Origin of the sequence: Mesorhizobium sp. CA14 (genome assembly GCF_020165195.1) — a bacterium.
Classification (GTDB): domain Bacteria; phylum Pseudomonadota; class Alphaproteobacteria; order Rhizobiales; family Rhizobiaceae; genus Mesorhizobium.
Window position 1 is genome coordinate 32276 of sequence record NZ_JAIUHR010000010.1, and the last position, 11147, is coordinate 43422.

The 11147-nt window shown below is 64.1% G+C and carries 11 protein-coding genes; 9 read left to right on the forward strand and 2 right to left on the reverse strand.

Translation table 11 applies throughout. The features are described 5' to 3' along the window. Nucleotides 1–3: 3 nt before the first annotated feature. Complete coding sequence (locus LB565_RS13315; protein ID WP_224584795.1) at nucleotides 4–693, reverse strand: FadR/GntR family transcriptional regulator; 690 nt, start codon at nucleotides 691–693, stop codon at nucleotides 4–6. A 271-nt stretch (nucleotides 694–964) separates the two neighbouring features. On the opposite strand from LB565_RS13315, the gene LB565_RS13320 reads away from it, so the two are divergent. The 8 genes from LB565_RS13320 to LB565_RS13355 all read left to right on the forward strand — a co-directional run bounded on the left by LB565_RS13320 (nucleotide 965) and on the right by LB565_RS13355 (nucleotide 9281). After that, on the forward strand, nucleotides 965–1957 hold the full coding sequence (locus tag LB565_RS13320) for an arabinose ABC transporter substrate-binding protein (RefSeq protein ID WP_224584612.1): 993 nt from the start codon (nucleotides 965–967) through the stop codon (nucleotides 1955–1957). 72 nt (nucleotides 1958–2029) lie between these two features. Beyond that, nucleotides 2030–3541 (forward strand): L-arabinose ABC transporter ATP-binding protein AraG, encoded by a 1512-nt coding sequence (gene araG / locus LB565_RS13325; protein ID WP_318012155.1) that lies wholly within the window; start codon nucleotides 2030–2032, stop codon nucleotides 3539–3541. A gap of 9 nt (nucleotides 3542–3550) precedes the next feature. After that, the gene (gene araH / locus LB565_RS13330; RefSeq protein WP_224584616.1) at nucleotides 3551–4501 is read left to right on the forward strand and encodes an L-arabinose ABC transporter permease AraH; all 951 of its coding nucleotides are present in this window, start codon (nucleotides 3551–3553) and stop codon (nucleotides 4499–4501) included. Beyond that, nucleotides 4498–5262: an SDR family oxidoreductase gene (locus tag LB565_RS13335; RefSeq protein ID WP_224584805.1), complete on the forward strand. Its 765-nt coding sequence runs from the start codon at nucleotides 4498–4500 to the stop codon at nucleotides 5260–5262. Before araH ends, LB565_RS13335 begins: the two co-directional genes overlap by 4 nt. Before the next feature lie 26 nt (nucleotides 5263–5288). Then, nucleotides 5289–6596 carry an ABC transporter substrate-binding protein gene (locus LB565_RS13340; protein ID WP_224584617.1) on the forward strand — a complete coding sequence of 436 codons (1308 nt, stop codon included), beginning with the start codon at nucleotides 5289–5291 and terminating at the stop codon, nucleotides 6594–6596. A gap of 71 nt (nucleotides 6597–6667) precedes the next feature. Beyond that, the gene (locus tag LB565_RS13345; RefSeq protein WP_224584618.1) at nucleotides 6668–7525 is read left to right on the forward strand and encodes a carbohydrate ABC transporter permease; all 858 of its coding nucleotides are present in this window, start codon (nucleotides 6668–6670) and stop codon (nucleotides 7523–7525) included. Then, nucleotides 7525–8379, forward strand: coding sequence for a carbohydrate ABC transporter permease (locus LB565_RS13350; protein WP_224584619.1), 855 nt, complete (start codon nucleotides 7525–7527; stop codon nucleotides 8377–8379). Before LB565_RS13345 ends, LB565_RS13350 begins: the two co-directional genes overlap by 1 nt. Before the next feature lie 2 nt (nucleotides 8380–8381). Continuing rightward, nucleotides 8382–9281, forward strand: coding sequence for an aldose 1-epimerase (locus tag LB565_RS13355; RefSeq protein WP_224584620.1), 900 nt, complete (start codon nucleotides 8382–8384; stop codon nucleotides 9279–9281). Nucleotides 9282–9315: 34 nt separating this feature from the next. Here LB565_RS13355 and LB565_RS13360 read toward each other — a convergent pair whose 3' ends face one another. Further along, nucleotides 9316–10263, reverse strand: a complete 948-nt coding sequence (locus LB565_RS13360) for a GlxA family transcriptional regulator (RefSeq protein ID WP_224584621.1) — start codon at nucleotides 10261–10263, stop codon at nucleotides 9316–9318. 86 nt (nucleotides 10264–10349) lie between these two features. Between LB565_RS13360 and LB565_RS13365 the strand changes: the two genes are divergently transcribed. Next, complete coding sequence (locus LB565_RS13365) at nucleotides 10350–11057, forward strand: DJ-1/PfpI family protein (protein WP_224584622.1); 708 nt, start codon at nucleotides 10350–10352, stop codon at nucleotides 11055–11057. The last annotated feature ends 90 nt before the right edge of the window (nucleotides 11058–11147 follow it).

Below are 11147 nucleotides of genomic sequence, written 5' to 3' on the forward strand. Positions count from 1 at the left end.
GTCTCAGTTGTTCTTCAGTTTCTTGGCGCTGACGAGGTCGCGCGCGGCAAGGTCGAGTATCTTGTTCGCCGCGTTGCGCGCGGCGACGGCGTCGCGCATGCGCAAGGCCTCGACCACTTCGCCATGCGCCGCCGCCGCTTCCCTGCGCCTGACCGGCGAGATCGTTGCGGTGGCTTCCAGCGAAAACAACAGCGCCGTGTCGATCAGCTTGCCTATCTGGCGGAAGATCGGGTTGTGGCTCGCGCCATAGACGATCTGGTGGAAGACGATGTCGGAGCGCGAGAACTGCGTCAGGTCCTCGCCTGCGCCGGCCATGCCTTGCCAAGCCAGTTCGAGATCGGCGATCTCCTGCAGCGTCGCGCGCGTTGCCGCAAGTTCGGCGACCAGCGGCTCGATGGCGCGGCGGGTTTCCAGGATCGCGTCGAACAGCTTGTCGTCCAGCGCATGCGGCGCATGCCAGGCCAGCACCTGCGGGTCGATGATGTTCCAGTTGTCCTGGTCGCATACCACCGTGCCGACGCGTGGCCGGGACAGCACCAGCCCCTTGGCCGCCAGCACTTTCAGCGCTTCGCGGATGACGGTGCGGCTGACGCCATATTCGATGCCGAGATCGTTCTCGGTCGGCAGTGACGACCCGGCCGGATATCGTCCGGAGAATATGTCGGAGGCGATCGCCTTGGTCACGTCGGGCATGACGCGCGGACGGCGCGCCGTCTCGCGCGTTTCCGTGTCTTCGTCAGCCTTCTTCGGTGTTTCGTTCACCTCAGCCCCTCCTCCAAGGCAGCGAACCGTTCGGTTTGCGCGCAATTGGTCCGGCCTTAGCGGATGCGAGTGATTTGCGCCAGCGACTACTTATCGGACTACCTACCTCATTTATCATACCAGATCAATTGACGGGTATGATAAAATTGATTACACACTGCCAATCCGGGCTGGGCGCCCGGCTGTTTGCTGGGAGGTAATCATGCGACTTTTGAAAACCGCGCTCGTCGCGGGTGCTCTCGCCGTTTTGTCGGTCACCACGATCGCGTCGGCCTACGCTCAGGACACCAAGATCGGCTTCATCGTCAAACAGCCGGAGGAGCCCTGGTTCCAGGACGAATGGAAGTTCGCCGACCAGGCCGCCAAGGAAAAGGGTTTTACTCTCGTCAAGATCGGCGCTGAGGACGGCGAGAAGCTGATGTCGGCGATCGACAATCTGGGCGCTCAAGGAGCGCAGGGCTTCGTCGTCTGCACGCCGGATGTGAAGCTCGGCCCCGGCATCGTCGCCAAGGCCGCCGCCGACAATCTCAAGCTGATGACGGTCGACGACCGCCTCGTCGGCGCCGACGGTAAGCCGCTGGAGGATGTGCCGCATATGGGCATCTCCGCCACCAAGATCGGCGAGGCCGTGGGTCAGGCCATCGTCGACGAGATGAAGTCGCGCGGCTGGAAGATGGACGAGGTCGGCGCGATCCGCGTTTCGTACGACCAGCTGCCGACCGCCGTCGACCGCGTCGAAGGCGCGATCTCGGTGCTGAAGGCCGCCGGCTTCAAGGCCGAAAACATCTTCGACGCCCCGCAGGCCAAGACCGACACGGAAGCCGCGCTCAATGCCGCGACCGTGGTGCTCAACGCCCATGCCGACATCAAGAAGTGGATTGCCTTCGGCCTCAATGACGAGGCGGTGCTGGGCGCCGTGCGCGCTTCCGAAAGCGTCGGCATTCCGGCGGACGGCATGATCGGCGTCGGCATCGGCGGCGCGGAATCGGCGATCAACGAGTTCAAGAAGCCCGCCGCCACCGGCTTCGTCGGCACGGTGATCATCTCGCCCAAGCGCCACGGCTACGAGACGGCGCTCGACATGTATGACTGGATCGCCAACAACAAGGAGCCGGCGAAGCTGACGCTGACCGCCGGCGCGCTGGCCAAGCGCGACGATTACCAGAAGGTGCGCAAGGACCTCGGCATCGAATAGTCCTCCCTGTACAAACAGGCGGCGGCTTGGTGCCGCCGCCTGTTTGGCATGCCCAAGAAGGATCGAAGCCCCGTGTCCTTTCTCGAATTCTCCAACATCACCAAGACCTATCCGGGCGTCAGGGCTCTGTCCGATGTGTCGTTCGGCGTCGAAAAGGGCGCCGTGCACGGATTGATGGGTGAGAACGGCGCCGGCAAATCCACCCTCATCAAGATTCTGTCCGGCGACCAGCATGCCGATGCCGGCGAGATAAGCATCGACGGCAAGGTCCAGGCCTATGCCTCGACCAGGAATGCCTTCGACAATGGCGTCATCGTCATCCACCAGGAATTGCAGCTGGTGCCCGAGCTGAGCGTCGCCGAGAATCTCAGCCTCGGACGCTTTCCGGCAAGCGCCGGCGTGATCGCCCGCCGCCGCATGCTCGATGATGTCGGCGCCAAGCTGAAATCGGCCGGCATCGATATCGACATGCGCCGCAAGGTCAAGACGCTCTCGATCGGCGAGCGCCAGATGGTCGAGATCGCCAAGGCGGTGATGCTCGACGCCCGCGTGATCGCGCTTGACGAGCCGACCTCGTCGCTGTCCTCGCGCGAAAGCGAGATCTTGTTCGCGCTGATCGGCCGGCTGCGCGGCGAGGGCAAGGTCATCATCTATGTCTCGCACCGCCTCGACGAGGTGTTCCGGCTCTGCGACAGCCTGACGGTGCTGCGCGACGGCAAGCTTGCAGCGCATCATCAATCGCTGAAGGATGTCACCCGCGATCAGGTCGTGGCCGAAATGGTCGGCCGCGAGATTTCCGACATCTGGGGTTTTCGGCCGCGCAAGAGGGGAGAGGTTCGCCTAAAGGTCGACAAACTGAGCGGCGCCAGGCTGCGCACGCCGGCAAGCTTCGAAGCCCGCGCCGGCGAGATCGTCGGCTTCTTCGGCCTCATCGGCGCTGGCCAATCCGAACTGATGCGGCTTGTCTTCGGCGCCGACCCGCGTTCGGGTGGGACGATCACGGTTGACGGCAAGGCGGTTGCCGCCGCCAGCCCGCATGACGCGATCAGGGCCGGCATCGTGCTGTGCTCGGAGGACCGCAAGCATGACGGCATCATCCAGGGCCGCTCGATCGAGGAGAACATCAACATCTCGTCCAGGCGCCATCACACGCGCTTCGGCGTGCTTAGCCGGACCAGCGAGATCGCGACAGCTGAAACCTTCATCAAGAAGCTCAAGGTGCGCACGCCGTCGCGCAAGCAGGACATCGTCAATCTCTCCGGCGGCAACCAGCAGAAGGTCATCCTCGGCCGCTGGCTGTCGGAGCAGAACATCCGCGTGCTCATCGTCGATGAGCCGACACGCGGCATCGATGTCGGCGCCAAATCGGAGATCTACGAGCTGCTCTACCAGCTGGCCGATGAGGGCATGGCGATCGTCGTCGTCTCCTCCGAGCTGCCGGAAGTGATGGGCATTTGCGACCGCATCCTGGTGATGTGCGGTGGGCGCATCAGCGCCGAGCTCGCGCGCGATCAGTTCGCCGAAAAGGCGATCCTGGCCGCGGCGCTCCCCGACAAGAAAACCCCCGACGCGATCGCATCCTGAGGACTTCTAATGACCAGTCGGCTGAAGAAGATCCTGCTCGGCGAACAAGGCCTCGCCGTCATCTTCATTGTCGCCTTCGCGCTGGTGTCGCTGCTCGTGCCGAACTTCCTCACCGACCGCAACATGCTCGGTCTGCTTCAGTCCGTGGTCACCGTCGGCATCGTCGCCTGCACGATGATGTTCTGCCTCGCGGCGCGCGACTTCGACCTGTCGGTCGGCTCCATCGTCGCCTTTGCCGGAATGGTCGCGGTGATGGCCTCGAACGCAACCGGCTCGATCCTGCTTGGCCTCGTCGCGGCCATCGCCTGCGGCGCCGTCGTCGGCTGGGTCAATGGCGTCGTCATCGCCAAGTTCCGCATCAACGCCCTGATCACCACTCTGGCCACCATGCAGATCGTGCGCGGTTTCGCGCTGATCTCGTCGGACGGCCGCGCCGTGGGCATCAACAGCCCGGACTTCTACCAGCTGGCCCTCTCGAAGCTGCTCGGCATCCCGACGCCGATCTGGGTGCTGGCGGTGCTCTTCGCCATTTTCGGCTTTGTGCTCAACAGCACCGTCTTCGGCAAGAACACGCTTGCCATCGGCGGCAATCCGGAGGCTTCGCGCCTTGCCGGCGTCAATGTCGACCGGACGCGCATCTGGATCTTCACGCTCCAGGGCGTGGTCTGCGGCATCGCCGGCATCCTGCTTGCCTCGCGCATCACCTCGGGTCAGCCCAACGCCGCGGTGGGCCTGGAACTGTCGGTGATCTCGGCCTGCGTGCTCGGCGGCGTCTCGCTTGCCGGCGGCAGGGCGACGATGTCGGGCGTCATCGTCGGTGTGCTGATCATGGGCATCGCCGAGAACGCCATGAACCTGCTCAACATCCCGGCCTTCTACCAATACATCGTCAGAGGCGTGATCCTGCTTCTGGCCGTGCTCCTCGACAATCTGCGTTCTTCGGCATTGGGGCGGCGCTGATGGGACGTCTTAAGGGAAAACGCATCTTCCTCACCGGCGCCGCGCAAGGCATCGGCTACGCCATCGCCGAGGCCTGTCTGCGCGAGGAGGCCGAGCTGTTCCTGGTCGACCTCGACGCGAGCCTGCTCGCCGAAAGTGCCGGCCGTTTGGGCAACGTCGCGCATGCCGCAGCAGACATCGCCAATGCCAAGGCAATCGAAGCCGCCATGGCGGCGGCGACGAAAGCCATCGGTCCGGTCAATACCGTGATCAACAATGCCGGTATGAACGTCTTTTCGACGCCGCTCGAAGCCACCGAGGATGACTGGGCGCGCAATCTCGACGTCAATGTGAAAGGCGCTTGGCACTGCGCTAAGGCGGCGCTGCCGGGGATGATCGGGCAGGGCGGCGGCGTGATCCTCAACATCGCCTCCACGCACGCCTTCACCATCATCCCGCGCACCTTTCCCTATCCCGTCGCCAAGCATGCTCTGCTCGGCCTGACCAAATCGCTGGCGATCGAATATGCCGGCGACAATATCCGCGTGAACGCGCTGGCGCCCGGTTATGTCGCCACCCAGAAGGTGGTCGACTACTGGAACAGCTTCGACGATCCGGAGGCCGCGCGCGCCAAGACGCTGGCGCTGCATCCGGGCGGGCGGATCGCCACGCCTGAGGAGATCGCCATGGCGGCAGTCTTTCTCGTCTCGGACGAATGCCCTTTCATCAACGCCGCCTGCCTCGTCGCGGATGGCGGCCTGAGCGTGCTTCACCACCCCTGACACAAAGCCATAGATCGGAGGAAACAATGGCAAATGATGTCTTCGCGAAATCCCTGCTGACGCGCCGGCAGGCGCTTGCGCTTGGTGCAAGCGCCGCGCTGGCGGGCGCGTTGCCGCGCGGCGCCTTCGCCGCGGACGAGAAGGTGACGCTCTGGCATGGCTGGACCGGCGCCGACAACACCACCGCGCTCAACGGCGTCATCGATACCTTCAACAAGGGCGGCAAGGGCGTCACTGTCGAGCCGACCGGCTATGACTGGGACACGTTGTTTTCCAAATGGGTGGTCTCCTCGGCCGGCGGCCGCGCGCCCGACCTGGTGCTCTTCCACATCACCGAACTGCCGGAATTCGCGACGCGCAAGGTCATCCGCCCGATCGACGACGTCGTCGCCTCGTCCGGTCTCGACCTGTCGCAGGTTCCGGATGCCGGCCGCACCGGGGTGACCTTCGATGGCAAGGTCTATGCCGCGCCGCTCGACGTGCATCCGCTCGGCTTCTATTACAACGTCGACATGGTGCAGGAGGCGGGTCTCGATCCGGCCAAGCCGCCGAAGAGCGGCGAGGAATTCCTCGAATGGGCAAAGAAGCTGACGGTCAAGGACGGCAGCGGCAAGATCACGCGTTACGGCTTCGAATTGCCGAACACCTGGGCGACCGCGCGCTGGATCTGGTTCAGCCTGATGTACCAGTTCGGCGGCACTTTTCTTGACGACAAGGGCCTGGCTGCGGTCGACAGTGAGGCCTCGCAGAAGGCGCTGCAATATCTCGTCGACCTGATCAACGTGCATGGCGTGACCAACCCCGAGGTCGGCGGCAACAAGGGCGAGGACGCCTTTGCTTCCAAGCAGGTCGCGATGAAGTTCATCGGCCCCTGGGAGGTCAATCTGCGCATGGCGCAGAAGATGAATTTCATGACCGCGCAATTGCCGGTGTTTGGCCAGAAGGCGGCCGTCTGGGCGAACTCGCATTGCATGGCGGTGTCGAAGCAGAAAAGCGACGACAAGCTCGCCGCCGATGGCACATTCATGAAGTGGTTCTTCGACAACTTTGCCGCGCCTGCCACCACCGTCGGCATCATCCCGCAGAGCAAAGCGGTGCGTGAAAGCGCCGCCTTCACCGGCACCGAGCAGTACAAATACTTCAAGTCCTTCGTCGACGACCTGCCCAACATCGTCTACGAGCCGCTGATCCCGCAATATCTCTCGGTCTTCTCTTTCGACAAGCCGACGCCGCTGGTCACCAACCTGCAGGCGGCGCTCAGCGGCTCGAAGCCGGTGCCGGACGCCTTGAAGGCGATGAAGGAAGGTCTCGACGCGCAGCTGAAGAAGGGCTGATGACATCCCTGGCATCACAACCGGCGGGCCGCTCCAGGGCCCGCCGCGCATCGGCACGGGAGGGAGGGGCGGTGCGCAGCGGCATGACGCTTGCCGCCTATCTCTTCCTGTCGCCCTATCTGGCGCTGTTCATCGCCTTCATGCTTTTGCCGACGCTGGCCGCCATCGGCATCAGCTTCATGCGCTGGGATATCCTCGGCGCGCCCGAATTCATCGGGCTCGACAATTACCGGCAGATCTTCGGCGATCCGCTGTTCCTGACCGCGATCAAGAACACCTTCTACTTTGTCTTCCTGACGGCTATTCCGATGGTCGTGCTCGGCCTGGCTTTGGCCATGCTGCTCGACCAGAAGCTCAAGGGCACCGCCTTCGTGAGGACGGTGGTGTTCCTTCCCTATGTCGTCATGGTCTCGACCGTCGGCATCCTGTGGGGCTGGCTGTTCGACAAGGGCACCGGCCTGGTCAATTATTACCTCACCACTATCGGCATCGAGCCGATCGCCTGGCTCAAGGACCCGCACTGGTCGATGCCGGCTTTGGCCATCACGACCATCTGGTGGACCGTCAACACCAACATGATCATCTTCCTGGCCGCGCTGCAGGACATTTCCGAGGAATTGCATGATGCCGCCACGCTCGACGGCGCCGGTCCCTGGCAGCGCTTCGTCTACATCACCTTGCCTTTGCTGCGGCCGGCCATGGCGCTGGTCACCGCGCTCACCATCATCAATGGCTGGCGCGTCTTCGGCCAGGCCTATGTGATGACGCAGGGCGGGCCGGAGGCGAGCACCTTCGTCATCGTGCAGTATATCTATCTCACTGCCTTCCAGAATTTCGAGATGGGTCCGGCCGCCGCCGCGGGCGTGGTGCTGCTCCTGATCACGCTGCTCTTCTCGCTCGCCCAGATGAAGCTGATGAAGGCGATCTGATGCAGGACCAGCGCTCCAATCGTGCCGGAAAATCGCTTGGCGGGCGCACGCTCGCCTATGTGCTGATGATCGTCGTGACGGCGCTCTGGGGCGCGCCGATCCTGTGGATGCTGGTCACGTCGATCAAGCCGGAAAGCGAGATCTACGCTTATCCGCCCACCTGGATCCCGGATGCGCCGACGCTGGAAGCCTATGGCGCGCTGTTCCAGCGCTTCCCCATGCTGACCTGGTTCCGCAACTCGGCCGTCGTCGGCATCCTCACCACCGCGCTGACCCTGGCCGTCGATGCCTTGGCGGCCTATCCGCTGGCGCGCATGCAATTTCCCGGCCGCCGCGTCATCATGGGCGTGATCTTCGCGACCTTCCTGCTGCCCTATGAACTCCTCTTCGTGCCGCTGTTCCTCGGCCTGAACAGCTACGGCCTGGTCGACAGCATCTTCAGCCTGACCGTGCCGGCCTCGGCCAACGCCTTCGGCGTCTTCCTACTGACCCAGTTCTTCCAGGCCGTGCCGCGGGAACTCGAGGATGCCGCCATCATGGATGGTTGCGGCCGTTTCGGTTTCTTCTGGCGCATCCTCTTGCCGCTCACCAAACCGGGCCTTGCCACGGTGGCGATCTTCACCTTCGTCGCCAGCTGGAACAATTTCTTCTGGCCGCTGATCGCCACCAATTCCGACGAGACGCGCACGCTTCCCGTCGGCCTGGCGACATTGGTCGGCGGCGCCGGCATGTCGATGAAGCAGAGCGTGTTGATGGCGTCCGCCGTCGTGGCGACGCTGCCGACGGCACTCTTCTTCCTTGCCTTGCAGCGGCACTTCGTGCGCGGCATCGCCGCGACCGGCATTAAGGGCTGACCATGGCCGATATCGAGATCGCCAGCGACCGTCTTCGCTGCGTGCTCTCGACGCAAGGCGGGTTGGTCTGGCGGCTGGAGGCCAAGCCTGGCGATGGCTGGCAAGCGCTGCTGCGCCCGCCGCCAGAAGGTTCGGATCGCGATCCGCTGAAGGCCGGTTGTTTTCCGCTCGTCCCGTTCGGCAACAGGATCGAAGGCAATCGTTTTCTGTTCGACCGGACCGAGTATCGTCTGAAGCCCAACACACCCTGGGACAAGCACTACCTGCATGGTGATGGCTGGCTTGGCGACTGGAGTGTCGAGGATTGCTGCGACGCCGAGGCATCGCTGTCGTTCGAATTTCAGGGAGAACCTTATCGCTATCGCGCCACGCAACGCTTCAAATGCGAAGGGGTGAGCTTCAGGGCGATCCTTGCCGTGACCAATCTCGGCGAGCGGCCGATGCCGTTCGGGCTCGGCTGGCATGCCTATTTTCCGCTGACGCCGGCAACCACGCTTGCAGCGCCGGCGAAGGCTTATTGGACGGAAAAAGCGGGCTGGCTTCCGGACGCCCGCACCTCGGTGCCCGAAGCCCTTGATTTCAACCATCCGAGAACGCTGCCGCACCAATGGGTCAACAACGGTTTTGAAGGTTGGGACGGCGCCGCCTCCATCGTTTGGCCCGAACGGCATTTGCGGCTGTGCATCGAGACCGCTCCGACGCTGTCGCGCTATTTCCTTTTCGTCTCCGACACGACGTTCGATCCGCACTACCGCGAAGACTTCTTCTGCTTCGAGCCGGTGAGCCACTCGGCCAACGGCCACAACCTGCCGGTTCTCAGTGGCCTGACGGTGCTCGCGCCCGGGCAGGGCATGTCCGTCTCGATGACATTGTCGTGCGGCGTGACGAGCGATCCGCCATGACGCGAAACTATTCCACTCGCGTGAGCAGTCGCGGTCAGAAACGCTCGCGGTAGTCGCGCGGGTTGGTGCCGAGGACGCGTAGAAAGCCGCGCCGCATCGTCTCCTCGGAGCCGAAGCCGCAGCGGCGGGCCGTCTGGCTGACCGTCTGCCCCCGCTCCAGCATCTGCCGCGCCGCTTCGATGCGGATCTCCTCGACGGCACGGGCGGGTGTCCGCCCGGTTGCCTCCTGATAGCGGCGTGAGAAACTGCGGCGGCTCATATTGGCGCGATCGGCCAGTTGCTCCAGGGAAAGGTCGCCGCTCAGATTGTCCAGGATCCAGCCATGCAGCCGGTCGAAGCGCCCGTCGCCTTCCTGCAGCTTGAGAGTCTGGCTGAACTGCGCCTGGCCGCCGGGACGTTTCAGGAAGACGACCAACTCGCGCGCCACGGCCAGCGCCAAACGCCGGCCAAGGTCGGCCTCGACGAAGGCCAGCGCAAGGTCGATGCCCGCCGTCACGCCGGCCGAGGTCCAGACATTGCCGTCGCGAATGAAGATCGGGTCGGGCTCCAGCCGGACGGCCGGAAAGCGCCGGGCGAACTCTACGCAGCGGCCCCAGTGCGTAACCGCGCGGCGACCGTCGAGCAGTCCTGCCTCAGCCAGCAGCATGGCGCCGCTGCAGACGGAGGCCGTTCGCGTGGCGTCGCGCGAGCGGCCGATGATCCATTGGACCAGCTCGGCATCCTCGCAGGCTGCGTTGACGCCCAAGCCGCCGGGTATGATCACCGTGTCGATCTCGCTCCCGTGCGCCTGCAGTGCCGCTGCCTCCAGCACCAGACCGGACGAAGTCCTGATCCGCGGCGACGCGGCGACGACGACGATCTCATAGGCCGGCGCTTCGCCGGCCTGCGTCCTGAAGTCGTTGGCGCTGGCGAAGACCTGGAGCGGCCCGCTGACATCGAGGAGCTGGATGTCGGGATAGGCGAGGATTTCGATGCGGCGCATGAGGTTGGCCTGAAACGAGGGATGAATGGCGATCGTGCCAAAGCATGATGTCGTAGATTGCCCGGAGTCAACCTGTGGAGATTCCCATGTCCCTTCGTTTCGGCATTCTCGTATTTCCCAACGTCCAGCAGCTCGATCTCACCGGGCCTTACGAGGTCATGGCGACGGTCAAGGGCGCGGAGGTGGAATTGATCTGGAAGGATCGCAATCCGGTGATGTCGTCGACGCGTCTTTCCCTCATGCCGACGACGACCTTCGACGACTGCCCGCCGCTCGACGTGCTGTGCATTCCGGGCGGCGGCGGCGTCAACGCACTGCTGGAGGACAAGGCGGTTCTCGATTTCATCGGCGAGCGCGCCGCGCAGGCACGCTACATCACCTCGGTGTGCAGCGGCGCCCTGGTGCTCGGCGCGGCCGGGCTGCTCGAGGGCAAGCGCGCCACCACGCATTGGTATGCGCATGATTTCCTTGAAGAGTTCGGCGCTATCCCTGTCGATGCGCGCATCGTCGAGGACGGCAATTTGATCACGGCCGGCGGCGTCACCTCGGGCATCGATTTCGGCCTGGCTCTGGTCGCAAGGCTGCTCGGGAAGGCCGAAGCGGAGATCGTGCAGCTCTCGCTCGAATATGCGCCGGCGCCTCCCTTCCGCTCCGGCACACCGGCTGAGGCCTCGCCGGCCGTCCTGGCGGAGGCGAAAGCACGGCTCACGGGTTCGCGGCGGGTGCGTGAGGAGATGTTCGCGCGCTGGCGCGAAGAGCGCACGGCGGCCACGCCGGCGCGCATCCACGCCTGAAACCTGAGCGATTCCGGGAGAAGCGTGAGCGACTTCGCCGTAGCTTCCGTCCGGAATCGCTCAACAAAAAAGATGGCCGAATGGCGGAAA

What these genes read in the sequence shown, in the direction of transcription:
- LB565_RS13315 (WP_224584795.1), bottom strand. Translation starts at nt 693, where the DNA reads ATGCCCGACGTGACCAAGGCGATCGCCTCCGACATATTCTCCGGACGA.
- LB565_RS13320 (WP_224584612.1), top strand. Translation starts at nt 965, where the DNA reads ATGCGACTTTTGAAAACCGCGCTCGTCGCGGGTGCTCTCGCCGTTTTG.
- araH (WP_224584616.1), top strand. Translation starts at nt 3,551, where the DNA reads ATGACCAGTCGGCTGAAGAAGATCCTGCTCGGCGAACAAGGCCTCGCC.
- LB565_RS13340 (WP_224584617.1), top strand. Translation starts at nt 5,289, where the DNA reads ATGGCAAATGATGTCTTCGCGAAATCCCTGCTGACGCGCCGGCAGGCG.
- LB565_RS13350 (WP_224584619.1), top strand. Translation starts at nt 7,525, where the DNA reads ATGCAGGACCAGCGCTCCAATCGTGCCGGAAAATCGCTTGGCGGGCGC.
- LB565_RS13355 (WP_224584620.1), top strand. Translation starts at nt 8,382, where the DNA reads ATGGCCGATATCGAGATCGCCAGCGACCGTCTTCGCTGCGTGCTCTCG.
- LB565_RS13360 (WP_224584621.1), bottom strand. Translation starts at nt 10,263, where the DNA reads ATGCGCCGCATCGAAATCCTCGCCTATCCCGACATCCAGCTCCTCGAT.
- LB565_RS13365 (WP_224584622.1), top strand. Translation starts at nt 10,350, where the DNA reads ATGTCCCTTCGTTTCGGCATTCTCGTATTTCCCAACGTCCAGCAGCTC.